The following is a 25,539-nucleotide window of genomic DNA, read 5'->3' on the forward strand; positions in this document are numbered from 1 at the left end:
GGAATGTCTCCAGTTCAGGATTTTTTGAGTTGTTGTAATTTCAATTGGATCCAGCCAATTTCCATGCCTTGGTCGCGAATCATGGCGCTGGCCAGGGCTTTGACCAGGCTTGTTTCACCGTTGCGGTTTGCAAACCAGGCCATGGGAATTGCGGCGCGGTGGTGGGCCAGCATCAGCTCCAAAAACAAAACTTCTTTCTCAATGCCACTGGCGTTTTTGAGTTGTTCAAGTTGTTCGGGTGTGGCCACACCGGCCATGGCACCGCCATCGGCCTTGCATTGGGCCTGATAAAGCTGATCGTCCAGGTGGCGCACGTTGGTGGCATTTTCAACCCAGGCCATGGGTGGGCCATCCACCATCACGGGTTCGTTCCAGGCTGTTAGCCAGCCTTCCATTACACCCATTTCACGGGTTTGTTTCATGATGATGGATTGCGCCAAAGCCTGAATTTCAGGTGAAGCGGCACCGCGCATCATCATCGACATTTGAATGGCCTGCGCGTGGTGCAGCAGCATGCTTCTTGCGAATCCCGAGTCGATCGGGTTGACTGTGTTGGCCGATTTTTCCGAGAGTTTGTAAGCGTAAAAACCAAAGGCCGCCAGTACAATGGCGGCGCACAATACAAACAGGGCGCGTTTGCGCCTTGAGGCCTGAAAGGGGTGGTGCATGTCTCGCGGATATTATTGGATGTATATGCTATTTATACTTCCAAAAATCCCTTTTGGATGCAGGACTTAGCTGGTTTATTCCTGGTCTAAAATCCCTGCGCGAGCTCGTGGGTAATCATCGCAGCGCTCGCATTTTTGCATTCACTGGCATTTTGCCCGGCCCACAGGGGCGAAAAGTCGCCTGATCCCATGCTTTCTGCCTTGGCCCGCAGTGGCGCAATACCGGGTGTGGCCAATGGAAATTCGGGTGGGAATTCAGACAGGGCACCCAGTTCACGCATCACCCGGTTCACAATGCCGCGTGCAGGCCTGCCACTGAACAGGTTGGTCAATGCCGTGTGGCGTGCAGCCTCACTTTGCAATGCTTTTCTGTGAATGGCGCTGGTGCTGCATTCCGGTGCCAGCAGGTAGGCGGTACCCACTTGCACTGCACCTGCACCCAAAGCCATGGCTGCGGTTACGCCCTTTGAACTGGCAATTCCTCCAGCGGCTATCACGGGTACATTTACAGCTTTGACGATTTGCGGCAACAGCGCAAATGTGCCCATTTGCAGGTTTAAATCATGGTTCAGAAAGTGCCCGCGGTGTCCGCCAGCTTCCAAACCTTGGGCGATGATGAAGTCGCAACCTTGGGCTTGAAGCCAAAGTGCCTCGTCCACCGTGGTCGCGGACGAAATAATTTGTGCACCCATGGCTTTCACGCGCTTCAGCAATTCAGGTTTGGGCAAACCAAAATGAAAGCTGACGTAGGGCGGCTTGAATTCCTCGAGCAGTTCAGCTGATTCCGCATTGAACGGTGTTCGGCCCTGGCCACTTGGAAACTCTTCAATGTTCAAGCCCATTTCACTGTAATAAGGTGCCAGTGCGTTTTTCCATTTCAGGTTGCGCGCCGCGTCTATTTCCGGTGGAGTATGGGCAAAAAAATTAACGTTGTAAGGCCTCTTGGTGCCTTCCTGGATGGCCAGTAATTCGGTGCGAAGTTGGCTGGCAGTGAGCATGGCGCAGGGCAGGGAGCCCAAGCCGCCGGCATTGCTGACCGCAATGCACAGCGCACTGGTTTGCACACCCGCCATGGGCGCCTGCACAAGCGGGTATTGCGTGTTGAAAATCATATTACTTTCAGCTTTAGTCTTTCAGTTCAAGTGCACGGTTCAGGCTAAGCGCAGCCAGTGAGCCCACAGCGCCTGAAAGCAGGTAAAGGCTGACGTATTCCAAACCGAAATGCGCGGCCAAACCCAAGGCCACCACTGGCGCAAAACCCGCGCCCACCAGCCAGGCCAAATCGGAGGTAAGCGCAGCACCCATGTAGCGGTACTTGGCCTTGAAGTTGGCAGTTACTGCACCAGCAGCCTGGCCATAAGACAAACCCAGCAGAACGAAGCCGATCAGGATAAATGCCGTTTGCCCGTTGTCGCCACCGCCCATCATGTGGGGCACGAAGAAGCTGAACAAAGCAATCAAAATTGCCAGGAAGCCCAGGGTGTTCCTGCGACCCAGTTTGTCGGCGATCACGCCACTGAGTACCACAGCACCGGCAGCCAACACCGCGCCTGCAATTTGAATCACCAGGAATTCAGAAATGGAGCGCTCGGAGTGCAGGGCAATCCAGGACAGCGGGAACACGGTAACCACATGGAACAGCGCGTAACTGGCCAATGCAGCCAAAGCACCCACCAAAATATTGTGGCCTTGCGAGCCACAATTTCAGTGACTTTCACGGGTTGTAGTTCGCGCTCTTCGAGCAAGCGTGCGTATTCACTGGTGGCCACCAAGCGCAGGCGTGCAAACAGGGCTACCACGTTGATGGCAAATGCCACGTAAAAGGGGTAGCGCCAGCCCCAGTCCAGGAAGTCGGCTGTCGATAACGCAGACAACAGATAGGCAAACAAACCAGCCGCGATGATGAAGCCGATGGGTGCTCCCAGTTGGCCCAACATGGCGTACCAGCCACGTTTGTTTTCAGGGGCATTCAAGGCCAAGAGTGAAGGCAAACCATCCCATGAACCGCCAAACGCGAGGCCTTGGCCAATTCGAAGCACGGCCAGTAACACAATGGCAGCAGCGCCCAGCGAAGCATAGCTGGGCAAGAAAGCAATACCCGCCGTGGAAATGCCCAGCATGAACAGGGCCACGGTCAATTTGGTTTCTCGCCCGAATTTTTGTTGCACCATCATCAAGGCCACAGTGCCCAAAGGGCGGGCGACGAAGGCAAAAGAGAAAATCAAGAAAGAGTAGAGCGTGCCGGTGAGCGGATCTTCAAACGGGAAAAACACCGCAGGAAATACCAACACCGAGGCAATCGCGTACACAAAAAAGTCGAAATATTCAGAAGCCCGTCCTATCACCACACCAATGGCAATTTCGCCAGGTGTGACGTTGCTGTTGCTGCCATGGTGGCCCGGTGTGACGCCTTGTTCCGCGTGAATTGTACTTGTGCCGGACATTTGAAGTTCTCCTCGAATCTTTGCTTGCGACAATATTATTTTTATTTTCAATGGGTTGAAAGTGGAATTTGCCGACTGGGACAATATGTCCAATGCCCAGCGCCACCCCATGTCAGTAAATTAGCATGAAATCATTTCCTAACTGTGCTGGGTATTATGTTCAAGCCACTGAAACGTAGTCTTTTGTTGCTGGTGCCGCTTTTCCTGCTTGCAGGTTGTAACACCATTGTGATGAACCCCAAGGGGGATATCGCATCGCAACAGGCCGATTTGATCGTGCTTTCCACAGTGTTGATGCTGATCATCATTGTGCCGGTTATTTTCCTCACTTGCTTTTTTGCATGGAAGTATCGCAAGGCCAACTCGCAAGCTGAGTACGATCCTGAATGGGACCACTCCACCAAGCTGGAGCTGGTTATTTGGGGCGCGCCTTTGCTGATCATCATTATTCTGGGCTTGGTCACTTGGGTAAGTACCCACAAACTCGACCCCTATCGCCCATTGGATCGGATTGACGCGAGCACACCGCTGCCAGCCGACCACAAACCACTGGTGGTTCAAGTGACATCGCTGGACTGGAAGTGGTTGTTCATTTACCCCGAGCAAGGAATTGCGACCGTGAATGAGCTGGTAACCCCAGTGAATGTGCCCGTGCGCTTCAAGATTACTTCCAGCACCGTCATGAATTCGTTCTACATTCCTGCGCTGGCCGGTCAAATTTACTCCATGCCTGGCATGGAAACTACTTTGAATGCGGTGATCAACGAGCAAGGCGAGTGGGAAGGTTTTTCGGCCAATTACAGTGGTGCCGGTTTTTCACACATGCGCTTCAAATACCGCGGCGTTAGTCAGGATGAGTTCGACAATTGGGTAGCGCGCAACAAATCGTATGGCAAAGAGCTGGACCGTGCAGCCTACCTTGAACTCGAGAAGCCCACCACCAAGCACCCCGTGGAGTACTACGGCAAGGTGGAGCAAAACCTGTTTCACGCCATTGTGAACCGTTGCGTAGTCGAAGGCACGGTGTGTATGGACACACAAATGATGGCGGATTCCATGCGCAATCGCACCAATTTGTCAGCCGACGAACTGGCAATCCTGATCAATGAAGCCATGTGCACCATTGCACCCAACGCGGACGCGCTTCCACTCATTACTTCATCCAAGAAGAACGGCTATGACTCAGTATCCAATTGAAACAAGCCCGATTTTCGGGCGGCTTACACTCAATGCCATTCCTTACTATGACCCAATTATCATGGGTACGCTGGCGGTAACCATTCTGATTGGTATCACCTTGCTGGCCTTGATTCACAAGAATCGTTTGTGGGGTACGTTGTGGAACGACTGGTTCACCAGCATTGACCACAAAAAAATCGGCATCATGTACATGATTTTGGGTTTGGTCATGATGTTGCGTGGCTTTGCAGACGCCATTATGATGCGTGCCCAACAAGCCATTGCCTTCAACGGCAATGAAGCTTTTTGCCACCGCATCACTACGATCAAATTTTCACGGCCCACGGCGTGATCATGATTTTCTTTGTGGCCATGCCTTTGATCACGGGCCTGATGAACTACCTGATCCCCTTGCAAATTGGTGCACGCGATGTTGCGTTCCCGTTCCTGAACAACTTCAGTTTCTGGATGACGGCCATGGGTGCGGCGCTGATCATGGCATCCCTGTTCGTGGGCGAGTTCGCAATGACCGGCTGGTTGGCCTACCCACCTTTGTCTGGAATTTTCCAGAGTCCGTATGTGGGGGTTGACTATTACATCTGGGCCCTACAAATCGCGGGGGTTGGTACCTTGCTGTCGGGTGTTAACCTGATCGTGACCATCGTGAAAATGCGTGCCCCTGGCATGAGCCTGATGAAAATGCCGATTTTCACCTGGACATCGCTGTGTGCCAACGTGTTGATTGTTGCTGCCTTCCCTGTATTGACTGCCGTATTGGGCATGTTGACCATGGACCGTTATTTGGGCACCAACTTCTTCACGAACGACCTGGGCGGCAACTCCATGATGTACGTGAACCTGATCTGGATTTGGGGCCACCCCGAGGTTTACATTCTGATTCTGCCGCTGTTTGGCGTGTTCTCTGAAGTGGTGTCCACTTTCAGCCGCAAGCGCCTGTTTGGTTATAGCTCCATGGTGTACGCCACGGTCGTAATTACCATTCTTTCCTACCTGGTGTGGTTGCACCACTTCTTCACCATGGGCAGCGGCGCCAGTGTTAACGCCTTCTTCGGCATTACCACCATGATTATTTCCATCCCGACGGGTGCGAAAATATTCAACTGGCTGTTCACCATGTACAAAGGAAAAATCAGTTTCGAGTTGCCCATGATGTGGACCATTGCGTTCATGATTACTTTCGTAATCGGTGGCATGACAGGTGTGTTGCTGGCTGTACCGCCCGCTGATTTTGTGCTGCACAACAGCCTGTTCCTGATTGCTCACTTCCACAATGTGATTATTGGTGGCGTGTTGTTTGGCCTGTTCGCAGCCATCAACTTCTGGGCACCCAAAGCGCTGGGCGTAAAGCTCAATGAATTCTGGGGCAAGGTGTCCTTCTGGTTCTGGGTCATTGGTTTCTACTTCGCCTTCATGCCACTGTATGTGTTGGGCCTCATGGGTGTTACACGTCGCATGAGCCAGTTTGAAGATCCGTCCCTGCAAATCTGGTTCCAGATTGCAGCCCTGGGTGCAGCCATGATTGCAGTGGGTATCGCCGCCATGATCATGCAGTTCTATGCCACATACCGTGATCGCGCCAAGTTGCGCGACACCACCGGTGACCCCTGGGGTGGTCGTACGCTGGAGTGGGCAACTTCAAGCCCGCCCGCAGAGTACAACTTTGCGTTTACTCCCGTGGTGTACGACACCGATGCGTGGGCTGACATGAAAAAGAATGGCTACAAGCGCCCAACAAATGGTTTTGTTGATATTCACATGCCCAAGAACACCGCTGCAGGCTTCATTATTTCTGCAATCAGTGCGGTCATTGGTTTTGCCCTGATCTGGCACATTTGGTGGCTGGCCGCAGGTGGTTCAGTGGCCTTGTTGGTGGCTGTGATTGCACACACATTCAATTACAAACGCGACTTCTATATCAGGGCCGACGAAGTGGCCCGCACGGAAGACGCGCGCACGAAACTGGAGCAAGCCCATGTCTGATTTAGTGATGAATTCAGCGATGAATGCAGCCGGGACTGCATCGGCTGATCCAAGTTCACGTTATTACGTGAAAGATCACCACCCGAAAAACGGTTCCTCGCTGGGTTTCTGGATTTACCTGATGAGCGACTGCCTTATTTTCGCTTGTCTGTTTGCAACCTACGCGGTCATTGGTCGCAACTACGCCGGTGGCCCCACTGGTGCAGAAATTTTCGATCTGAATTTGGTGGCCCTGAACACAGCGTTTTTGTTGCTCAGTTCAATCACCTACGGCGTGGCCATGGTGGGCATGCAAAACCGCAATTTGAAGAAAACCATCCAGTGGCTGGCCATTACGGGTGTGCTTGGTCTGGCGTTTCTGGCTGTTGAAATCTACGAATTTTGGCATTTCATCAGCATTGGTGCCACACCGCAAACCAGTGGTTTCCTGACCGCCTTCTTTGCACTGGTGGGTACCCATGGTTTGCACGTGTTCTTCGGCATCATCTGGCTGGTGGTGTTGTTGTTCCAATTGAACAAGCACGGTCTTATTGTTGAAAACCGCCGCCGCGTGATGTGTCTTTCCATGTTCTGGCACTTCCTCGACGTGATCTGGATCGGTGTGTTTACCTTCGTTTATTTGATGGGAGTATTGCCATGAGCGCACATCCACACAACTCCAACGACCATCACGATCATCACGATGATGAAGATGAAGTGCATGTCAGCATGCGCGATTACACCATCGGCTTCGTGCTTGCTGTCATTTTGACGGTGATTCCGTTCGCCTTGGTCATGGGCGGGGTATTTGAAAGTTCAACCACCACGGCTTTGGTGATTCTGGCGCTGGGTGCTGTTCAAATGGTGGTGCACATGGTTTACTTCCTGCACATGAACAGCAAATCGGAAGGTGGCTGGACCATGCTGGCCTTGATGTTCACCCTGATTATTGTGGTGATCACGCTGGTGGGTTCAATTTGGGTGATGTACCACTTGAACACCAATATGATGCCGGGCATGAATCACGAGGCCATTGAGTCGATTCAACAGTTGAAGTGAAGGAGTGTGGTGCGGGATGAATGATGTGTCAAAGCCCCATTCAGTGCATGCATCCAGTTCAATCAAAAGGCTGCTGGGCTTTGCCCTAGCGGCCTTTTTTTTCACCGTATTCCTTTCGCTCGGCACCTGGCAGGTTTTCAGGCTTGACTACAAACTCGACCTGATTGAGCGGGTTGAAAACCGGGTGCATGCTCCGCCTGTTGATGCACCGAGAGCAGTTGAATGGCCGGCCGTAAACCGCGATACCCATGAATATTTGAACGTGAAACTGCAAGGCGCCTTGCTGCCCCAGTACACCACTCGTGTGCAGGCCACCACCGCATTGGGGGCTGGGCACTGGTTACTCACGCCCCTGCGCCAGGCCAACGGCGAGATTGTGTGGATTAATCGGGGGTACATTCCGGTGAATGAAGCCGACCCCATGACAGTTGATAATACCCAGGGTCAGTTCGAAGTGCGCGGCTTGCTAAGACTCAGCGAAACGGGTGGCGCATTTTTGCGAGAGAACGACCCGGCCGGCAATCGCTGGTACTCACGTGACATTGACGCGCTTTCAAAGCATCACAATTTGAAGTCTGTTGCCCCATACTTCATTGATGCGGGCACGCCACGCAACCTTGGAGAAGAAATTACGGGATTTACCCCCAAAACTTATCCAGTGGATGGATTAACCGTCATCAAGTTTCACAACAGCCATTTGGTGTACGCCTTCACTTGGTATGCTTTGGCCTTGATGGTGGCGGGTATCACCGTGTGGCTGAATCGCAAGCAAGCTACTCAGGCCTAAGCCCGCTTTTTCAGGTTCCCCAGCAGGATTCGTATTTCAATGGCCATTAATTCCGACATTGTTTCCATTCGCCAAGGCGCCAGCGCATTTGATGAAACAAACGTATTGAATGAAACCGGCCACAAAAACATGTTGCATTTGATTCACCTGCGCTGGCTGGCTGTGGGTGGTCAAATCGCCACTATCTTGGTCGCCACCTGGGGCTTTGGCATACAGTTGCCCCTGTTTAACATGTTGGCCGTGATGGTGTGCCTGATCGCGTTCAATATTGGCAGCCATCTTCGCTGGCACGAGGAACGCGTGGTCAGCAATCGCGAATTGTTTTTGGCCATGCTGGTGGATATCGCCAGCCTGACAGCACAGCTTTATTTCACCGGCGGTATTAACAATCCCTTTGTATTTCTGTTTTTGTTGCAGGTTATTTTAAGTGCGGTGTTGTTGCGCGCAGAGTCGACCTGGCTGGTGGTGGCCATTACCACGCTGTGTCTGGCTTTTTTGTCGATTGTTAACAAGCCACTGGTGTGGCCGCTGAACAGCACTTACAAACTTGCCGATTTGTATGCCACAGGCCTGGTCATTTGCTTCGTACTGAACGCGGCTTTGTTGGTTATTTTCATTACACGAATTGGGCGCAACTTGCGCGCTGGTGACGCCGCTTTGGCCAGCCTGCGGCAGCGCGCCGCGGAGGAAGAGCACATTGTGCGAATGGGCCTGTTGGCCAGTGGTGCCGCACATGAACTGGGTACGCCCTTGGCCACCATGTCTGTGGTGTTGGGCGACTGGAAACGCATGCCCCAATTTTCAAAAGACCCGGCCATGCTGGAAGAAATCGAGGAAATTGAAGGGCAACTGCTTCGTTGTAAAAGCATTGTCAGTGGCATTTTATTGTCGGCAGGCGAAACGCGTGGGGAGTCTTCTTCAAAAACCAGCCTGAACGAGTTTTTCGAAAGCCTGGTGGAAGAGTGGGAAAGCAGCCGCCCAGCCCAGTACTTTGAATACACCAACAGCATTGACGAAGAATTCACCGTTGCGTTTGATTCAACTGTGAAGCAAATGGTGTTCAATGTACTGGACAACGCACTGGAAGTGTCACCGAACTGGTTGCGATTTGAAGTGTCCAAGAATCAGGAACAATTGTTTTTAGCCGTCGCCGATCAAGGCCCGGGTTTCAGGGCCGACATTCTTGAACAGGTGGGCACGCCCTACAATTCGAGCAAGGGTCGCCCGGGTGGTGGTCTTGGTTTGTTTCTGGTCATGAATGTGGCGCGCACATTGGGCGGCACACTCACGGTGAACAATCGCAAAGAGGGCGGTGCAGAAGTGGTGATTGCCTTGCCGTTAAATGCCATGATTTTGCAGGAGAACAAATCGCCATGAGCCAAGGTAGCAGTATGGAAAGGCTTTTGTTGCTGGTTGAAGACGACGAGGCATTTGCCCGCGTGTTAAAGCGTTCATTTGAGCGGCGTGATTACAAAGTGCTTCACGCCAGCAGCCAGGAAGAAATGCAAGCGGTACTTTTGAAGCAAACGCCAACCCATGCAGTGGTCGATTTAAAGCTAAGCGGCAATTCTTCAGGCCTGAATTGCGTTCAGGCCCTGCATGCACACAACCCAGCCATGTTGATCGTGGTGTTAACTGGCTTTGCGAGTATTAACACCGCAGTTGAGGCTATTAAACTGGGGGCCTGCCAGTACTTGGCCAAACCCTCGAACACCGACGACATCGAAGCAGCTTTCGGCCATGTGGCGGGTAGCGAACCCGTTGAACTCACCAACCGGACCACTTCGATCAAAAACTTGGAATGGGAACGAATCCACGAGGTCCTGGTGGAAACCGATTTCAATATTTCGGAAACGGCGCGCCGGCTGGGCATGCACCGACGCACGCTGGCCCGCAAACTCGAAAAGCGCCGTGTGAAATAAGCGGCACTGATGGCCGCTGGGGTCAGTTCAATTCTTCTTCACTGGGCAGCACAGGCAGGGCGATTACTTCAATGCCCTCATCACGCAGCTCTTCAAATTCCTCGGGGCTGGCCTGTCCGCGAATGGCGCGAATGGGGGCTTCTTCATAATGAATTTTGCGAGCCTCTTCCGCAAAGCGGTCACCCACGTCTTCCGAGTGATTAATCAAGGCCTGAATGGCCTGGCGGGCCATGACAAAGGCAGTGGCCACATCTACTGAGTTGGGCTTTTGCGCTGCGGGTGCGGCTGGCACATCGGCGCTTTTCGCCTCCCCACCTTTGGACCCAACAGGTGCCTTTCCGCCAATGTTGATCCTGGAGGGCACTTTGCGAATGGCAGATGTGCCACACTCGGGGCAGGTCAGCAGTTTTTGTTCGCGTTGGTCATCAAAATCCTCGTTGGATCGAAACCAGCCTTCGAAGCGGTGGGAGTATTCACACTCCAGGTCGTAAATAATAATTGCCACAATGTTTGAATCTGTCTCTGAATTTGGTTATTTTACAGTGGAATGGTTTGCCTACCGCTGAATTCGAATCTCTTCTAGAATTCGATCAACAACAATCAAGGCCCAAAGAGGTTTGTATGTCCCGAAAAAAGTCACTTGAACCGCATTTGCGAGGCATCGTTGACTTGGTATCTGCCACGCTTGACGAAGGCACGCGTCAGGTTGAGGGTGTGCATCGCCGAATTGCAGACATTCCGTTTTCAGTGTTGAAGAAGATTCGTCCAATTGCGCCAATTTCATCGGCTGTGCACATGGTGGAGAAGAAAATTACCCACTCAGCCTACGACACGGTGCGCCTTGTGGCCAAGGTGGGTGCACAGGCTGTACACAATGTGTTGCCCACAGACCCCAGCAGCCAGGGCATCTCCAAACCCGACTACAAAATCGACCACGACAGCCTGAGAAAGCGGAAAACTGAGCAAAAGGCCGGGCAAAAGACTAAGAAGAAACCCTAGCGTCAAACTGCTTGCACAAGTGAAGTTTAGAGCGTAAATTCTAGATATGAGCATATGCGCATATAAATATTAAGTACGAGGCGCAATGTGGCAACAATGATCATATCCAGGAGACATTTGTGTCGTTTGACATTCCTTCAGGCACTCCGTTGGGCCAAATTCGACGAGCCCCGGAAAATTTTGTCAGTCGCGGTGACATTGCTTTCGTCAACCGTGCCAGCGACACAGACCGCCGTGGTTTTTTCAAGAAAGCATTTGCCGCAGCGGTGGCCAGCAGTGCAGCAGGTGCTATGGTGGCCACGCCCCGGTTTGCCATGGCAGCGCAGGGCGACCCGGCCATTCTGAATTTGCCTGAACACAGCAAAGGGTTGGGGCAACCCGTGGCCACCATGCCTTATGGCATGCCTTCGCAATACGAGAAGAATCTGCAACGTCGTGAGTCCCCGGGCCTGACCCGTGTGGGTGGCTCCTCTGTTTCATTTTGCCCCTTGCAGGGCTTGTTCGGAATCATTACGCCATCAGGGCTTCATTTTGAGCGTCACCACCAAGGTTGGTGGGACATCGACCCCACCCAGCACCGCTTGATGATCAACGGCTTGGTGAAAAGGCAAATGGTGTTCACGGTGGATGAACTCATGCGCATGGAATCGGTTTCCCGGGTTCATTTCATTGAGTGCGGCGCCAATTCGGGTATGGAATGGGCCAATGTTGCGGTGCCCACCGTTCAGTACACGCACGGCATGTTGAGTTGTTCGGAATTTACAGGTGTGCCGCTGATCAAGGTGCTGGAATACTGTGGTGTGGATCTGAAGAAGGGACGCTTCATTTTGGCCGAAGGTGCCGATGGTTCCTCCATGACCCGCACCATTCCCATGGAGTTGGTTGAAAGTGGTGAAGTGTTGCTGGCCTATGGCCAAAATGGAGAAATGCTGCGCCCCGAAAACGGCTACCCCCTGCGTTTGGTCGTACCGGGCGTGCAAGGCGTAAGCTGGGTGAAGTACTTGCGGCGAATCGAAGTGGGTGACAAACCCTACGCGACCAAAGACGAGGCCATTCACTATGTTGACTTGATGCCAGATGGCACGCATCGCCAGTACACCTCGATCCAGGAATGCAAATCGGTAATCACCACGCCTTCCGGTGGTCAACAGTTACTCGGCCCTGGTTTTTACAACATCACGGGGCTGGCCTGGAGTGGCCGGGGAAAAATTACAGCGGTTGATGTTTCAACTGACGGCGGGAAAAGCTGGAAAACAGCCAAATTGCAAGGCCCGGTTCATGACAAATCGCTGACCCGTTTCAACCTGCCTTGGGTGTGGGACGGCAAAGGTGAGGTTTTGTTGCAAAGCAGGGCAGTGGACAGCACTGGTTACGTGCAGCCCAGCTACCGAACTCTTCGCGAAAAACGCGATGACAAAAGCATTTACCACAACAACGCAATTCAAAGTTGGCGCGTGGATGCCGCTGGTGAAGTGCACAACGTGCATGTGGGGTGAAAATGAACAAAATGGAGAACAGGACCAAATTAGTCGGCTTGCTCAGCCATGCTGCGGTGGCTGTGTTGCTGTGTTCGCTGCTTTGGAAAACAGGAGCTGCCCAGGCGTTTGACGGTTTGGGGCGTGTGGCCACTCCCGATGAAGTCAAAGCCTGGGACATTGATGTCCGTCCTGATTTTGTCGGTTTGCCCAAAGGCAGCGGCAGTGTGGCCAAGGGCATGGAAGTGTGGGATGCGCAATGCGCCTCTTGCCACGGCGTGTTTGGCGAAAGCAATGAAATCTTTACACCAATTGTGGGTGGTACCACAGCGGAAGATATTAAAAAGGGTCGTGTGCAATCATTGAAAGATGGTTCGGCCCCACAGCGAACCACCTTGATGAAAGTCCCAACCTTGTCCACCTTGTGGGATTACATCAATCGCGCAATGCCATGGACTGCGCCGAAAAGCCTGAGCACTGAGGAAGTGTATGCGGTGACAGCCTATATTTTGAATATGGGTGGTGTGGTGGGCGACGACTTTGTGCTGAGCGACCAAAACATGACGCAAACCCAAGCCAAATTGCCGAATCGACATGGCATGCAAACCAACCATGGCATGTGGTTGCCCTCGGGTAAACCCGATGTGAAAGAGCCGCGTTGCATGTCAAACTGCAAACCTGACGCGAAAGTCATTTCTTTTTTGCCCGATTACGCACGTGATGCACATGGCAATCTACAGGACCAGAACCGTTTGGTGGGACCTGTTCGGGGTGTGTCGACTTTGTCACCGGCCCACAACAAATCCGCAGTGAACAATGAAGTGACGGGGCGGGTCCAAGAGAAGTGATTCACGAAATTTTTAGGAGGAATTAGTCAATGAACCAAAACAGACGCACCGTGCTGAAGGCCTCTTCAGGCCTGACAGTGCTGGGCTTGGCAGTTGCTGCCGGATTGATCAAACCAAACGAGGTATTTGCAGCGGCCGGTTATCCCGAGAAAGCATTCGGTGCAAAGTCGTTGGACGAGCTGATGAAAGCACTGGGTGCAGGTATGCCCACTGAGAGTAAAGACATCACAGTGATTGCACCTGATATCGCCGAAAACGGTGCGGTGGTGCCAGTGGGTGCCGACAGCAAGCTGAAAAACACCACAGAAGTGGCTTTGCTGGTGGCCAACAATCCCTCCATGCTGTCCGCCCAGTTCATGATTCCTGCTGGCACCGATGCCAAGGTGAATACACGCGTAAAAATGGGTAAGTCAAGCGATGTGTATGCGCTCGTGAAGGCCGATGGCAAGTATTACTTTGCCAAGAAAGAGGTCAAGGTGACCCTCGGTGGTTGTGGCGGTTAATTAAAAAATTCAGGAGAAAAACATGGGTGATCCAATGAAAATTCGCGCCAAAGCCAGTGGCGACGAAGTGGAAGTGAAAGTGTTGATGGCGCATGAAATGGAAACCGGCCAGCGCAAGGCCTCTGATGGCAGCCTTGTGCCCGCATGGTTTATTCAAAACATCACGGCCAAGTGCAATGACAAAGTGGTTTTGATGGCCAATTGGGGCCCAGCGGTGTCCAAGAATCCCTTCCTGTCCTTTTCTTTCAAAGGCGGCAAAGTGGGTGATACAGTCGAAATCACATGGACTGACAACAAGGGTGATTCCCGAACTGACAAAACCAAAGTGGCGTAATCTCCAATTAATTCATAACCATAAAAAGGGGTGTGAGATGAGGCAAACAGCAAAAACAGCGGCCAAGCTAGCCGTTGTGGCCTTTGTGGGCGCCGGAGCAATGGCTTCCTTCACCATGAGTGCGTACGCTCAAAAAACCACCGAGCAAGGTATTCAGGAATACCGCGACATGCTGGCCGATGGCAATCCGGCAGAGTTGGTTGAACTGCGCGGCGAAGACCTTTGGAGCAAGCCGCAAGGCCCTAAAAATGCATCACTTGAGCAATGTGATATGGGTGCAGGGCCTGGCAAGTTAGAGGGTGTTGCCGCCACAATGCCACGTTTTTTCGGTGATGCGGGCAAAGTGATGGATGTTGAAACTCGCCTGGTGCATTGCATGGTGACTTTGCAAGGTCGCGATGTTGCAGAGGTTACCAAGAAGCCATACTCGGGCGCAGGTGAAAAGCCCACTGAGCTCGAGTCGCTGGTGGCGTATATCTACGCGCAATCGCGTGGTGCTGCCATCAAGGTTCCTCAAGGCCATCCCGAGGAGAAGGCATCGCGCGCCCGTGGCGAGAAAATTTTCTTCTACCGTGCCGGCCCCTACGATTTTTCATGTGCAAGTTGCCACGCAAGCGATGACCAGCGCATTCGCCTGCAAGGCTTACCGAACCTGACCAAACCCGAACCTGCACAAGCCGCATTCGCCGCCTGGCCGGCCTACCGGGTGTCGCAGGGCGCGGTTCGTTCCATGCAATGGCGCATGTACGATTGTTTCCGTCAGCAACGTTTCCCCGAGTTGAAGTATGGCTCGCAAGCGTCGATTGACCTGATTACCTTCCTGGGTGTGAAAGCCGAGGGCGGTACCATGCAGGCCACTTCGCTTAAGCGCTAACAACAAGGAGAACAAACATGCTTCGTACAATCAAATATTCAACTGGGCTGTTACTGGTCGCTATGTTGGCAGCGTGCGCAAATACAGACAGCCAATCTGTCGTGGCCGAGCCAAGCAATGAAGAGATCCACCAGCTCATGTTGTCATCGTTCAAGGAGAAGGGCATCGCAAAACTTGAACGCGTGAACCAAACCGAGCTTCAAAAAGCGTGCTCTTTGGCGGAGACAGCACCTGGCGGTTTGCCTGATGCGAAACGCACCGAGCTGCAAAATGCGGCATTGGCTGCGGTGAAGTATCCCGCTGATGGAAAATACCTGGGCGACTGGAAAGCAGGCGAAAAAATTGCTCAAACCGGTGTGGGTTTCCAGTTTTCGGATAAGGAAGGCACTGCTGCGGGCGGCAACTGTTACGCCTGTCATCAACTGGCACCACAAGAATTGTCGTATGGCAACATTGGTCCTTCCCTATACCAGTACGGCAAGCTGCGCGACAATTCTGAAGAAATCATGAAGTACACCTGGGCCAAAATCTGGAACTCGCATGCCTACAACGCATGTTCCAACATGCCACGTTTTGGGGCCGAGGGCATTTTGACTGAAACCCAGTTGAAAGATGTGATGGCCCTGTTGATGGCACCAGAATCACCGGTCAACAAGTAAATACCTATGCAGATGAATCGACGCGAATTCATGGGCATGTTGGCGGCCGCCTCGGCTGCTGGCATGGCGATCAACTCACCCCATGTGCTGGCTGGTGGTCATGGTGAAAAACTGTACGACCTGAAACCTTTTGGCAATGCCAGCCTGCTTCACATGACCGATTGCCATGCCCAACTGGTGCCGATTTATTTTCGAGAGCCCAATGTGAATTTGGGCGTGGCTGCCGCATTTGGAAAAGCACCCCATTTGGTGGGCGAATCGCTGCTGAAAGCCTTCAACATCAAACCCGGTTCAGCACAGGCACATGCATTCACCTATCTGAATTTTGAAGAGGCTGCGAAGCACTACGGCAAGGTGGGCGGATTCGCGCATTTGTCAACTTTGGTCAAAATGATGAAGTCCAACCGGCCCGGTGCGCTGTTGCTTGATGGCGGCGACACTTGGCAAGGCTCGGCCACCAGCTTGTGGACCAATGCGCAAGACATGGTCGATGCTGCAAAAATGTTGGGCGTGGATGTGATGACTTTGCACTGGGAATGCACTTACGGTTCAGATCGAATTCTTGAAGTGGCTGAAAAGGATTTCAAAGGCAAAATCGACATCATTGCGCAGAACATCAAAACCGCCGATTTTGGCGACCCCGTGTTTCCCAGCCATGTCATGAAAACAATCAATGGTTGCAAGGTTGCAATCATTGGCCAAGCGTTTCCTTACAGCCCAATTGCCAATCCGCGTTACTTTGTGAAGGATTGGTCTTATGGCATCCAGGAAGAAAGCATGCAGGAGGTTGTGAACGAAGTACGTGCGAAAGGCGCGCAGGCGGTGGTGCTGCTTTCACACAACGGCATGGATGTTGACCTGAAAATGGCAAGCCGTGTAACCGGCATCGACTTTATTTTGGGTGGCCACACACACGATGGTGTGCCCAATGCAATTCCTGTAAAAAATTCGTCGGGTACCACCTACGTGACCAACGCAGGCAGCAATAGCAAGTTTTTGGGTGTGCTCGACATGGATATTCAAGGTGGCAAGTTGCGGGATTTCAAATACCGCTTGTTGCCCGTGTTTTCGAATATGTTGCCAGCCGATCCCGACATGGATGTCTTTGTGCGCAATGTGCGCAAACCTTACATCGAAAAGCTGAGCGAGCCCTTGGCCGTGAGTGAGGGTTTGCTTTACCGCCGCGGCAACTTCAATGGCAGTTGGGATCAATTGATTATTGATGCCTTGATGGAGGTGAAGGGAGCCGAGATCGCGTTTTCTCCGGGGTTCCGCTGGGGCACTTCTTTGCTGCCGGGTCAAACCATCACGCGCGAACACCTGATGGATCAAACCGCAATTACTTATCCCAACACGACGCTCACGCAGATGACAGGCGAGTTTATCAAAACAGTGCTTGAGGATGTGTGTGACAACCTGTTCAACCCCGACCCGTATTATCAGCAGGGCGGTGATATGGTGCGTGTAGGTGGTTTGACCTACACCTGCAACCCCAATGGCAAAGCTGGACGGCGTATTTCAGACATGCGCTTGAACGGCAAACCCATTGAGGCCTCGAAAACTTACAAGGTGGCGGGTTGGGCCCCGGTGGCCGAAGAAGCCCGTAACAACGGTGAACCGCCCATTTGGGATGTGGTAGAAACTTACCTGAAAGAGCGGAAAACAGTGGCCACCAAAGTGCCTTACACACCCAAGCTGATCGGAATGAACGACAACCCAGGGTTTGTGGTCTAAGTTGCATGAAAGCAATTTGGCTGTTTGTGTTGTTTGCCTGGTTTTCACCCGCGTTTGGCGCGGGTGGAGGCTCTCTTTCTTTTCCGTCGAATCTTCAGCACGGGCAGGCGCCCGCGGTCGTAGTTTTGTTTTCTTTGCCCGATTGTGCCTACTGCGAGAAAGTCAGACAACAATCGCTTCGCCACATTCACACCGATCCCGACTACAAGGGCAGGGTGTTTGTTTACGAAATTGATTTTTCCGATAGCAAACGCAGTTTTATCTGGTTTGACGGCAACAGCTATACCGGTAAATCTCTGGCTGGCCCGTTAAATGTGAAGTTTTCACCCACAGTCATGGTGTTCAGTGCCAAAGGTACTGAGCTGGAAAGCCCTTGTTGGGCGCCGGTTTGCCAGAGTTTTATGGCGCTTATCTGGATGAATTGATCAAGTCCGCCTGGGCCCTGTAGTTCACCGTTTTTTCAGTCGCTGGCGGTGCCTTGATTGCCTTTGAAATCCGATATTGCTGCCCGAATTCTGTCCAGCATGGCCTTGGAAGGTTTGTGCTTGGTAATTTGGCTGGCCAGTTCATACCCTTTGGTGTCCATGTTTACCGCAAAACACAATTCCAGCAAGCTGGTCAAAGTCTCAGGTTCCAGCGTGGGAAGGACGTCCGAGTTATTCTCGAAAAATGTGACCAGTTTGTCGCTGGCTTTCACACCGCGCCCATCAGCAATGTCTTTTTGAATGGCCATCATGGCACGTGCCAGGTCGAGCTCGGTTGAGTTCACAGTGCTGCGCATTTTGGCAGTCAGCTTTTCCGCCTCTTCATGGCGGCCCTCTTTCACATAAATTTTGGACAGCTGAAGGTAATCATGGATCTGTGACAGTGAAGTGTTTCTTGAGCGATCGATGACTTTCGTCAGGTAGTTCTTTGATCGTGTATTGTCGCCAATCCGAACAGCCAGGTCGGCCAGCTTGCGCAAGCGGGTTGTCGATGACAGTGATTTCGCACCCATTTTCTCGAGAATGTCCAATGCATCGGCAGGGCGGTTTTGTTCCCAAAGCACGTCAGCAAACAGGTCGCTTGCTGCCAGGTATTCCGGGTTTGTTTTCACCACTTCACTGAGCAGTTCATTGGCCTCTTCAAACTGTTTTTTCTCAAGATTCACCCTGGCCAGCAACAACTGCATCCAGGGCTTGGGGGCTTTCTCAAGTTTGGCGAGCAATTCCTGCTCGGTTTTCTCATACTGTGCAGACCTGTAGAACGACTCGACACGCATGCGTTCAAGTTCATTCAGGTACTGGGGAAACCGGGATTCCAGATCTTCGCAAATGCCCGGTACTTCCTGAAAGCGTTCCTCGAACATTGAACGGTAGGCTTCAGCCAGGCGAATTTTTCTGTTGAATATTCGAACCACGCGATCTGACAGAGTGGATGCAGTAAACGGTTTAATCAGGTAATCATCAGGCTCAAACTCAGCAACTGCAACAACGTTGCCGTAACTTCTCTCGCCAGTCACCATCATGAATGCGGTAGACCACGCCAGCTTCTTGTTCACCCGCAGGTCTTCCAACAATTGTTGACCGTTGCGGTCCCCCTCCAGTTGGTATTCGCACACAATCAAGGCGAATTCCCGTGAACCCAAATGCTGTTCAACCTCGGATACTGAGCTGGCGAAAATAACTGACTTCGCCCCCAATTGGGAAAGTTGGTCCTGAAGGGCACGGCGAGTGGCCAGCGCAGAATCGACAACCAGTGCGGTTTTGCCCTTCAGTGGCGTCATGTCCTTCACGGCTTGCTTCATCCGGTCGGGTTTGCTTGAGTGTTCATTGGCCGCCGTGTCGGGGTTGTCTGCCGGTAGGTCAATCTGCATCATGAATTTCAAGAGGGCAACATGGAGATTCTTCATTCTCCGCGCTTTTTAACAATTTATTGCTTTCAATTACGGGGTGTTTTGGCATCATTCTTCGGGTTTGGTGGGGCAAATAGAATGACGCTTCTATTAACAACTGTTTACTTTCCCTTGGATGGGTGAATTTTTCATGGTTTAATATCGTGCGCAAACCTTGTTACTCAAAGGTCAAATCCAAATATTGACCAGACAAGGTATAAAAGAAAAATCAACGGAGACATCAATGATCAAAGCTGGCGTATGGCGTGTACTGGCCATTTCGGGAGTGGTTGCATTTGCGGCAGGTTGCGCAAGCGTTGAGCGGGGTGCCACAAACCTCGCGATTAACCTGATTGAACGCCGAATTATTCCTCCTCAGCTTGAAATCGACGATGTCGACATGGCCTGTCGTTTTGCCACAGGCAACTTTCCTCTAATCTCGGGTGGTACCCGCGCGTTTGGTGGTGACCCCCAACTGCTTGAATCCCTGCTGCTGGTTTCCTCTGCCGCTTGTTCCGAACAGCGTGCCGTCGAGGCCGAACTGCGCTATTTGCGTGCTTCCAAACAGAACAATATTGAAGAAGCTCAAGACGCACGAATCGCCCAGAAACGTTTGCTTGAAATTACAGCTCGTCGCCAGTTGCGTGCGTTTGAGGCCATGCGCAACAAGCTTGAAGACAAATACAACTTTGAATATGGCGAGGGCTGCCCTGAATTCGAACGTGATTTCGATGAACTGGCCTACCTGCTGGGCACTGTGGCTGGCTTGCAAGCTGTGGTAAATGACATCGCGTCTCAGCAAATGGTAGGTGTACCCACCGACATCGCACCCAAATCCGAACGTGCGCTCACTTGCATTTCAAACGCCAAATGGTGGGGTGCTCCCAACGCAGCACGTGCTGTCGTGTGGAGTATTTTGCCAGGCGCCTCTGAAGGCAAAGATGTGTGGGGTACATTCCGCCTGTCCATGCTGATCGGCGAACGCCAAGGTGTGCGCCTTTCTCACGTCATGTACGGTTTGTCTTCGCTGGCGGTGGGCGACACCACCCGTTTCCGCGACGCCACCAAACGTTTTGCCAATGTCAAAGATTTCAAACCGAGCGAACAATACGCATTGGTTGAAGGTATTTCCGTTGCTGTGATGACCAACCTTTCTGACCGTTACTGGACAGAAAATGTGGGCACTCGCACCCCAGTGGGCAGCATGGGAAAGTATTGGGATGAAGAAGCCGCGATGCCTGCTGGCATGAACGTGGACGACTTGTTGAACTAAGTTTTTGCTCACAGCAAGCCTTGACAGCACTCTAGCAGCTGGTGCAAGGCGCAGAAACACAATTTTGGGAGACCAGACAATGACATTTAAAATGAAAGCAATCACAGCAGGCTTCGGCTTGGCCTTGATGGCATCTGCATCACCGGCCTTGGCCAAACAGAAAGTTTGTGTGTTCGACATTCTCGGCGCGGGCGGAGATGTATTTAACCTGAGCAAAGATTACGTTCTTGCAGCCAAGGGTTTCGGTGCTGATTTGGAACTGGAAGCGTTTACTGACGAAAAGATTGCCTCAGAAAACTTCAAGACCGGTCAGTGCGACATGCTGGTGGCTACCTCGTTCCGCACACGTGCCTACAACTCAGTCGCTGGTTCAATCGACGCACTTGGCGCTGCCTCTGTGGTTAAGGATGGCAAAGTTGACATGCCCCTGAGCTACGAAGTGGTGAAGCGCACTATCCAATTGTTTGCTACTGAAAAAGCTGATGCGCTGATGACGCAAGGTAACTACCAAGTGGCTGGCATTATTCCGTTTGGTGCTGCTTACCTGTATGTGAAAAGCCGGGACATCAACTCGGTGGAAAAACTGGCGGGCAAGAAAATCGCGTCATTTGACTACGACTCGGCCCAAAAGGAAATGATTTCGAAAGTAGGAGCTTCACCCGTGTCTGCTGACATTTCCAATTTTGGTGCCAAGTTCAACAACGGGTCCGTTGACATCATCGCTGCACCTGCCGCGGCTTACAAACCGCTGGAGTTGTACAAAGGTTTGGGTAGTGCTGGTGCGATTGTTCGTTTCCCGGTTGCCGTGTTGACCTATCAGGTGATCGTCAATAAGTCCAAGTTCCCGGAAGGTTTTGCCCAGAAGTCTCGCGAATATTGGTTCAAGAAGTTCTCGGCTGGCATGCAAATCATCACCAACGCAGAGAAGGGTATTCCGAATAGCGCTTGGATGGATATTCCAGCAGCTGACTCTGTGAAATACACCATCCTGTTGCGCGAATCTCGTGTGGCATTGGCAAAAAGTGGTTCCTATGATCCCAAAGCGCTAAACATAATGAAGCAGATTCGCTGCAGCGTAAACCGAGCAGATTCTGAGTGCGCAACAAAAACTGAGCTGTAATCATGAAGGTGGGCCCTATCTGCCCACCTTTGCCTTAGGCTGTAAAGGGGCTTGCCGTTGCCCCTTTTTTATTATCTTAAATAGCTAATTAGATCAGTCAATCAATCGATTGACGCTGATAAGGATCCGTTATGCAGAGTTCCGCCGGCAAAAAATGGTTCGGTCGCACGCCATCCGAATGGCTGTCCAGCCTCCCGATTTTCTCACTGTTGTTGCTTACCCTGATTATTGGTACCGGCGAGATGGTGCACGGCCAGCTTTTGCGGCTGGGTGAGCGCATGTTCGGTGATCCCGAAAACCAGGTGCAGTATTTCCTGTTACGTGCCGATCCCTCTGCACCCACTTGTGAAGCCAACCCTGACATTGATGCACTGGTGGCCAAACAGGTTGCCGATGCGGAAAGCGCACCCAAATCGGATCTTGATTTGTTGTTTGGTGATGTAGCCATTGATCCAAATGAAATTCGTGCTTCTCTGGAAGCCGCCCGAGATCAGTGTCGGGAGCGGTTCGCTGTTTACGAGCGGGTGAGCAAAGCGATTACCCCTGAAGTGGAAGTATTCCGTGAGATTGAAACTGGCTTTTTTGGCATTTTCAAGTTTGGTACGGAAAACCGCCCATTAATTCTGTTGATCATGGTTGCAATTGCGGCCATCTCGACCACCAAGCATTTTCACCACATTAGCCTGCGTCCACCGCGCACCAAGAAAGACTTTCAGGTCTATTCATTGGCGATGTTGGGTGCCAACTTGCTGATGACGATTTCGGCCAGTTACTACCTGAAACTTCAATACGATTCGGGTGTGGCGGTTGAAAATCCGCTGATCAGCATTATTGCGATTGCCCTGTTCGCAGCACTGTCCTTCATCAGTTTGAAAGACGTGCTGAAGATCCCGGCGCAGGCCGAGGAGGGCGGAAGTTACGGCATGGGTCTGTTGAGTATCCCGTTGTATGCGTTCATGGCCTTGAATGCCGGTATCAACTTCTTCATGGACGATTACGTCGCAGGTTTGGCAATTTATTTTGGTCAAATCACCGAATTGTCGAGCATTTTCCTGAACCTGGCGTTGTACTTGTGGGCTGGTATGTTGCTCAAGCAAACCCGCGTGGTTTCCCTGTTCATGGACATTCTGCGTCCGTGGAAGTTACCGCCAGAAGTCTTCACCTACATTGTGTTGCTGGCTGCTGCGGTACCCACCGCCTACACGGGTGCTTCAGGTGTGTTCGTGATTGCCGCCGGTGCAATCGTGTACCGTGAGGTACTGGCTGTAGGCGCACGCCGCCACTTCGCACTGGCTGCCACCGCCATGTCAGGTTCACTGGGTGTGGTACTTCGCCCTTGTTTGCTGATTGTGGTCATTGCCGCGCTGAACAAGGAAGTCACCACCAGCGAACTGTATGGGTGGGGTCTGTTTGTGTTCATTCTGACCTCGACCATTTTCATGATCATCGCGTTGCTGAAGGCTGAAGGGCGTGTGACTGAACGTGCAAAAGCCAAAGAGGCCTTGCCGCAGTCGCTGCGTGCTTTGGTACCTGTGTCGCCTTACATTCTGATCATGTTGTTGGTGGTTTATGGTTATGAGTACCTGCTGGACACCAAGCTTGACGAATTTACCGCCCCGGTGATGTTGCCTGTGATCATGTTGTTCGTGATCATTTTCGACAAACTGCGTGGTGGTCCGACCAAAGTGGGTGGCGACACTCCGGCAGAGAAGAAAAAGAATCAAGGGCTGGAAATGGCGGTGCGTAGCGCCACCACAGAGACGATTGGCCACATCGGTGCGCTGATCATGTTGATGGCCTTGTCGATCAGCGTAGGTGGCATGATTGAACGTTCTGGCTTGATGAGCGTTGTGCCCGCTGAAATGGGCAGCATCTGGATGGCGCTGACCATCTTCATGTTCATGATGGTGTTTATCGGCATGGTGATGGATCCGTTTGGTGCGGTGATTCTTGTGTCGGCCACTGTGGCGCCAATTGCGTACAGCAATGGCATTCACCCGGTTCACTTCTGGATGATCGTGATCACTGCGTTCGAATTGGGTTACTTGTCCCCGCCAGTTGCGCTGAACCAGTTGCTCGCCAGGCAGGTGGTGGGTGAAGCTGAAATGGACAAGGCTGCTGAGGAAACAAAGCACAAACCGTTCTACTATCGATATGAACGTTGGTTACTGCCGGTTTACACCTTGTTTATTGGCTTGTTGATTGTGACTTACGGTGGTCAGACGTTGATTAACAATTCCGACAACCTGAAGCCAGTCAGCCATTTCTTGGGTCTCGACCAACTTCGCCCCGCCGTTCTTGATCAATCGCCTACACCGGCAGTAGAACCAGCACCGGCTGCTGAACCTGTTGCAGATCCGGCAGCCATGGACTCAGCAGCAGATGCCATGCTTGATCCGGCTGCGCCCGCAGCAGACGACTTGCTGGGGGGGGAAACAGCTGCTGCACCCGCAGCACCTGTTGCAGTACCGGCAGGCCCAAGTCCTGCACAGCTTCAGGTTGAGGTAACCGAGGTAGTCAGCAATTGGGCCGCAGCTTGGAGTGCACGCGATGTGGAGGCTACCTCAGCTTTTACTCGGCCAACTTCGAGTTGCCTGGCGCGCAAAGCCGGGCACAATGGGAAAGCCAGCGCCGCGCCCGAATCGCAAGCAAGTCAAGTATTGAGGTCGATATCAGCAACCTGAATGTTCAAATCAATGGCGAAGAAGCCACTGCCGAGTTTGACCAGGCCTACAAAGCCGACAAGTACTCGGACAATGTTCGCAAAACATTGCGTTTGAAGAAAGAAGACGGTCGCTGGAAAATTGTGACCGAGCAAGCCAGCTGAATAAACCAGCGTGTGAATGAAAAAGCCCCTGACAAGTCAGGGGCTTTTTTATGCCTGGTCTCGCGGACAGGAATCGAACCTGTATCTAAGCCTTAGGAGGGCCTCGTACTATCCATTGTACTACCGCGAGATGAGCGCATTTTACACCGCAACTGGAGTCAGCCTGTACGCAAGCCCGTGCTGATTTAGAGATTTTGCTTCGCCCAGCCCTGCAAATTTAGAAAAAATCCAACACCAGTTGGGAGTTAATCAATAAATACGCCATGAAATCAACCGTTTGAAATTTGCATGGTCCTGGCATGCACACTGCACAACGCTTGTTACCACACACAAGCAAACAGAGGCAGGTCATGGAAAAAACCGCAAACGTTCAGCAGTTCGAAATCACCGTTTCAGGTATTGACGAAAACACACCAACACCGCTGACAGCTGCACAACTTTGCACGCTTGAGGCCTTGTTGAAGTCGCAGCAATCGCGTTTAACCCACTTTGTGCGCAAACACCTGCGCCGTGAGGATTATGTGGATGACCTTATTCAGCAAACCCACCTGGCTGCATTTCGCAACTGGGCGAGTTTTCGTGGAGAGTCCAAACCAGAAACCTGGTTGTTTGGCATTGCACTGAATCTGGTGAAAAACTTTCGCTACCGCGATACCAGTTTTCGCTTTCAAGCCGATGATTTTGATGAGCAGGTCAGCCTGATTCCTGCCGATTCCATGTGCGAGCCTGAAGAATCCCTGATGCGCCAGGAGCGCATGGAAACCCTGAAGTCCGCAATTGATCACCTTCCGGGCAAAATGCAAACAGTGGTTCAGCTGGTGTTGCTTGAGGGGTTTACCTATCAGGATGCTGCACTTGAACTGGACTTGCCCATTGGTACAGTTCGCTCCCGTCTGTCACGCGCGCGGGACATGTTGCGGGTGGAGGTGATGGGGCAGTCAGAATCACAATATTGACTAATCCCAAGGGGTGATCCAATGC

Annotated in this window: 23 protein-coding genes, 1 tRNA gene and 3 pseudogenes; 21 read left to right on the forward strand and 6 right to left on the reverse strand. The window is 52.1% G+C overall.

The window, feature by feature from the left end; genetic code table 11:
- Nucleotides 1-14: 14 nt before the first annotated feature.
- The 3 genes and pseudogenes from BSZ31_RS11710 to BSZ31_RS11720 all read right to left on the reverse strand — a co-directional run bounded on the left by BSZ31_RS11710 (nt 15) and on the right by BSZ31_RS11720 (nt 3,112).
- On the reverse strand, nt 15-668 hold the full coding sequence (locus BSZ31_RS11710; protein ID WP_105028903.1) for a DUF305 domain-containing protein: 654 nt from the start codon (nt 666-668) through the stop codon (nt 15-17).
- 86 nt (nt 669-754) lie between these two features.
- Nucleotides 755-1,780, reverse strand: coding sequence for a nitronate monooxygenase family protein (locus tag BSZ31_RS11715; protein ID WP_105028904.1), 1,026 nt, complete (start codon nt 1,778-1,780; stop codon nt 755-757).
- 13 nt (nt 1,781-1,793) lie between these two features.
- Nucleotides 1,794-3,112 (reverse strand): annotated as a pseudogene (locus BSZ31_RS11720) (MFS transporter).
- Nucleotides 3,113-3,268: 156 nt separating this feature from the next.
- On the opposite strand from BSZ31_RS11720, the gene cyoA reads away from it, so the two are divergent.
- The 7 genes and pseudogenes from cyoA (at nt 3,269) to BSZ31_RS11755 (ending at nt 10,039) form a co-directional block, all read left to right on the forward strand.
- Nucleotides 3,269-4,309, forward strand: a complete 1,041-nt coding sequence (gene cyoA / locus BSZ31_RS11725) for a ubiquinol oxidase subunit II (RefSeq protein WP_105028905.1) — start codon at nt 3,269-3,271, stop codon at nt 4,307-4,309.
- Nucleotides 4,290-6,292: pseudogene (cyoB, locus tag BSZ31_RS11730) on the forward strand (cytochrome o ubiquinol oxidase subunit I). Before cyoA ends, cyoB begins: the two are co-directional and overlap by 20 nt.
- Nucleotides 6,285-6,932, forward strand: coding sequence for a cytochrome o ubiquinol oxidase subunit III (gene cyoC, locus BSZ31_RS11735; RefSeq protein WP_105028906.1), 648 nt, complete (start codon nt 6,285-6,287; stop codon nt 6,930-6,932). The pseudogene cyoB and the gene cyoC overlap by 8 nt, the downstream one beginning before the upstream one ends.
- Nucleotides 6,929-7,330: a cytochrome o ubiquinol oxidase subunit IV gene (cyoD, locus tag BSZ31_RS11740; RefSeq protein ID WP_105028907.1), complete on the forward strand. Its 402-nt coding sequence runs from the start codon at nt 6,929-6,931 to the stop codon at nt 7,328-7,330. Before cyoC ends, cyoD begins: the two co-directional genes overlap by 4 nt.
- Nucleotides 7,331-7,346: 16 nt before the next feature.
- Entirely contained in the window at nt 7,347-8,117 is a 771-nt protein-coding gene (locus tag BSZ31_RS11745; RefSeq protein ID WP_105028908.1) for an SURF1 family protein, read from the forward strand.
- 39 nt (nt 8,118-8,156) lie between these two features.
- On the forward strand, nt 8,157-9,494 hold the full coding sequence (locus BSZ31_RS11750) for an ATP-binding protein (protein WP_105028909.1): 1,338 nt from the start codon (nt 8,157-8,159) through the stop codon (nt 9,492-9,494).
- Entirely contained in the window at nt 9,491-10,039 is a 549-nt protein-coding gene (locus BSZ31_RS11755) for a response regulator transcription factor (protein WP_105028910.1), read from the forward strand. Before BSZ31_RS11750 ends, BSZ31_RS11755 begins: the two co-directional genes overlap by 4 nt.
- Before the next feature lie 22 nt (nt 10,040-10,061).
- Here BSZ31_RS11755 and BSZ31_RS11760 read toward each other — a convergent pair whose 3' ends face one another.
- Nucleotides 10,062-10,544 (reverse strand): DUF1178 family protein, encoded by a 483-nt coding sequence (locus BSZ31_RS11760; protein ID WP_240605701.1) that lies wholly within the window; start codon nt 10,542-10,544, stop codon nt 10,062-10,064.
- 116 nt (nt 10,545-10,660) lie between these two features.
- On the opposite strand from BSZ31_RS11760, the gene BSZ31_RS11765 reads away from it, so the two are divergent.
- The 9 genes and pseudogenes from BSZ31_RS11765 (at nt 10,661) to BSZ31_RS11805 (ending at nt 17,890) form a co-directional block, all read left to right on the forward strand.
- Nucleotides 10,661-11,038, forward strand: a complete 378-nt coding sequence (locus BSZ31_RS11765; RefSeq protein ID WP_105028912.1) for a hypothetical protein — start codon at nt 10,661-10,663, stop codon at nt 11,036-11,038.
- A 119-nt stretch (nt 11,039-11,157) separates the two neighbouring features.
- Nucleotides 11,158-12,534, forward strand: a complete 1,377-nt coding sequence (gene soxC / locus BSZ31_RS11770; protein ID WP_105028913.1) for a sulfite dehydrogenase — start codon at nt 11,158-11,160, stop codon at nt 12,532-12,534.
- An 11-nt stretch (nt 12,535-12,545) separates the two neighbouring features.
- Nucleotides 12,546-13,307, forward strand: a pseudogene (locus BSZ31_RS11775) (c-type cytochrome); the annotation flags it as partial.
- A gap of 83 nt (nt 13,308-13,390) precedes the next feature.
- Nucleotides 13,391-13,864 (forward strand): thiosulfate oxidation carrier protein SoxY, encoded by a 474-nt coding sequence (gene soxY, locus BSZ31_RS11780; protein ID WP_105028914.1) that lies wholly within the window; start codon nt 13,391-13,393, stop codon nt 13,862-13,864.
- Nucleotides 13,865-13,886: 22 nt separating this feature from the next.
- Complete coding sequence (gene soxZ, locus BSZ31_RS11785; RefSeq protein ID WP_105028915.1) at nt 13,887-14,198, forward strand: thiosulfate oxidation carrier complex protein SoxZ; 312 nt, start codon at nt 13,887-13,889, stop codon at nt 14,196-14,198.
- Nucleotides 14,199-14,235: 37 nt separating this feature from the next.
- Complete coding sequence (gene soxA, locus BSZ31_RS11790) at nt 14,236-15,072, forward strand: sulfur oxidation c-type cytochrome SoxA (RefSeq protein ID WP_171098789.1); 837 nt, start codon at nt 14,236-14,238, stop codon at nt 15,070-15,072.
- A gap of 17 nt (nt 15,073-15,089) precedes the next feature.
- Complete coding sequence (gene soxX, locus BSZ31_RS11795) at nt 15,090-15,731, forward strand: sulfur oxidation c-type cytochrome SoxX (RefSeq protein WP_105028916.1); 642 nt, start codon at nt 15,090-15,092, stop codon at nt 15,729-15,731.
- Nucleotides 15,732-15,737: 6 nt separating this feature from the next.
- Nucleotides 15,738-17,465 (forward strand): thiosulfohydrolase SoxB, encoded by a 1,728-nt coding sequence (soxB, locus tag BSZ31_RS11800; protein WP_105028917.1) that lies wholly within the window; start codon nt 15,738-15,740, stop codon nt 17,463-17,465.
- A gap of 5 nt (nt 17,466-17,470) precedes the next feature.
- On the forward strand, nt 17,471-17,890 hold the full coding sequence (locus BSZ31_RS11805) for a hypothetical protein (RefSeq protein ID WP_105028918.1): 420 nt from the start codon (nt 17,471-17,473) through the stop codon (nt 17,888-17,890).
- A 35-nt stretch (nt 17,891-17,925) separates the two neighbouring features.
- On the opposite strand, the gene BSZ31_RS11810 is transcribed toward BSZ31_RS11805, so the two are convergent.
- On the reverse strand, nt 17,926-19,356 hold the full coding sequence (locus tag BSZ31_RS11810) for a response regulator (protein ID WP_105028919.1): 1,431 nt from the start codon (nt 19,354-19,356) through the stop codon (nt 17,926-17,928).
- 226 nt (nt 19,357-19,582) lie between these two features.
- On the opposite strand from BSZ31_RS11810, the gene BSZ31_RS11815 reads away from it, so the two are divergent.
- From BSZ31_RS11815 to BSZ31_RS16760, 4 genes are all read left to right on the forward strand, one after another.
- Nucleotides 19,583-20,611, forward strand: coding sequence for a hypothetical protein (locus tag BSZ31_RS11815; protein ID WP_105028920.1), 1,029 nt, complete (start codon nt 19,583-19,585; stop codon nt 20,609-20,611).
- Nucleotides 20,612-20,702: 91 nt separating this feature from the next.
- A complete protein-coding gene (locus BSZ31_RS11820; protein WP_105028921.1) occupies nt 20,703-21,731 on the forward strand; it encodes a putative solute-binding protein in 1,029 nt (342 codons plus the stop codon).
- Between the two features lie 131 nt (nt 21,732-21,862).
- Entirely contained in the window at nt 21,863-24,415 is a 2,553-nt protein-coding gene (locus BSZ31_RS11825; protein ID WP_105028922.1) for a TRAP transporter large permease subunit, read from the forward strand.
- Nucleotides 24,322-24,558 carry a nuclear transport factor 2 family protein gene (locus BSZ31_RS16760; RefSeq protein ID WP_146106677.1) on the forward strand — a complete coding sequence of 79 codons (237 nt, stop codon included), beginning with the start codon at nt 24,322-24,324 and terminating at the stop codon, nt 24,556-24,558. Before BSZ31_RS11825 ends, BSZ31_RS16760 begins: the two co-directional genes overlap by 94 nt.
- Before the next feature lie 55 nt (nt 24,559-24,613).
- Here the strand turns inward: BSZ31_RS16760 and BSZ31_RS11830 are convergent.
- A tRNA-Arg gene (locus BSZ31_RS11830) sits at nt 24,614-24,688 on the reverse strand.
- Nucleotides 24,689-24,908: 220 nt separating this feature from the next.
- On the opposite strand from BSZ31_RS11830, the gene BSZ31_RS11835 reads away from it, so the two are divergent.
- Nucleotides 24,909-25,514, forward strand: coding sequence for an RNA polymerase sigma factor (locus BSZ31_RS11835; protein WP_168426956.1), 606 nt, complete (start codon nt 24,909-24,911; stop codon nt 25,512-25,514).
- The last annotated feature ends 25 nt before the right edge of the window (nt 25,515-25,539 follow it).

The sequence above is a fragment of the Limnobacter sp. SAORIC-690 genome (assembly GCF_002954425.1).
Taxonomy (GTDB): Bacteria; Pseudomonadota; Gammaproteobacteria; order Burkholderiales; family Burkholderiaceae_B; genus Limnobacter; species Limnobacter profundi.

Bases quoted from the DNA above. Each gene is read 5' to 3' on its own strand.
- BSZ31_RS11810 (WP_105028919.1), bottom strand. From the start codon at position 19,356: ATGAAGAATCTCCATGTTGCCCTCTTGAAATTCATGATGCAGATTGAC.
- BSZ31_RS11835 (WP_168426956.1), top strand. From the start codon at position 24,909: ATGGAAAAAACCGCAAACGTTCAGCAGTTCGAAATCACCGTTTCAGGT.
- BSZ31_RS11745 (WP_105028908.1), top strand. From the start codon at position 7,347: ATGAATGATGTGTCAAAGCCCCATTCAGTGCATGCATCCAGTTCAATC.
- cyoA (WP_105028905.1), top strand. From the start codon at position 3,269: ATGTTCAAGCCACTGAAACGTAGTCTTTTGTTGCTGGTGCCGCTTTTC.
- BSZ31_RS11820 (WP_105028921.1), top strand. From the start codon at position 20,703: ATGAAAGCAATCACAGCAGGCTTCGGCTTGGCCTTGATGGCATCTGCA.
- BSZ31_RS11715 (WP_105028904.1), bottom strand. From the start codon at position 1,780: ATGATTTTCAACACGCAATACCCGCTTGTGCAGGCGCCCATGGCGGGT.
- BSZ31_RS11750 (WP_105028909.1), top strand. From the start codon at position 8,157: ATGGCCATTAATTCCGACATTGTTTCCATTCGCCAAGGCGCCAGCGCA.
- BSZ31_RS11825 (WP_105028922.1), top strand. From the start codon at position 21,863: ATGCAGAGTTCCGCCGGCAAAAAATGGTTCGGTCGCACGCCATCCGAA.
- soxX (WP_105028916.1), top strand. From the start codon at position 15,090: ATGCTTCGTACAATCAAATATTCAACTGGGCTGTTACTGGTCGCTATG.
- BSZ31_RS11710 (WP_105028903.1), bottom strand. From the start codon at position 668: ATGCACCACCCCTTTCAGGCCTCAAGGCGCAAACGCGCCCTGTTTGTA.
- soxA (WP_171098789.1), top strand. From the start codon at position 14,236: ATGAGGCAAACAGCAAAAACAGCGGCCAAGCTAGCCGTTGTGGCCTTT.
- soxY (WP_105028914.1), top strand. From the start codon at position 13,391: ATGAACCAAAACAGACGCACCGTGCTGAAGGCCTCTTCAGGCCTGACA.
- BSZ31_RS11765 (WP_105028912.1), top strand. From the start codon at position 10,661: ATGTCCCGAAAAAAGTCACTTGAACCGCATTTGCGAGGCATCGTTGAC.
- BSZ31_RS11805 (WP_105028918.1), top strand. From the start codon at position 17,471: ATGAAAGCAATTTGGCTGTTTGTGTTGTTTGCCTGGTTTTCACCCGCG.
- cyoD (WP_105028907.1), top strand. From the start codon at position 6,929: ATGAGCGCACATCCACACAACTCCAACGACCATCACGATCATCACGAT.
- soxZ (WP_105028915.1), top strand. From the start codon at position 13,887: ATGGGTGATCCAATGAAAATTCGCGCCAAAGCCAGTGGCGACGAAGTG.
- BSZ31_RS11755 (WP_105028910.1), top strand. From the start codon at position 9,491: ATGAGCCAAGGTAGCAGTATGGAAAGGCTTTTGTTGCTGGTTGAAGAC.
- BSZ31_RS11815 (WP_105028920.1), top strand. From the start codon at position 19,583: ATGATCAAAGCTGGCGTATGGCGTGTACTGGCCATTTCGGGAGTGGTT.
- cyoC (WP_105028906.1), top strand. From the start codon at position 6,285: ATGTCTGATTTAGTGATGAATTCAGCGATGAATGCAGCCGGGACTGCA.
- soxB (WP_105028917.1), top strand. From the start codon at position 15,738: ATGCAGATGAATCGACGCGAATTCATGGGCATGTTGGCGGCCGCCTCG.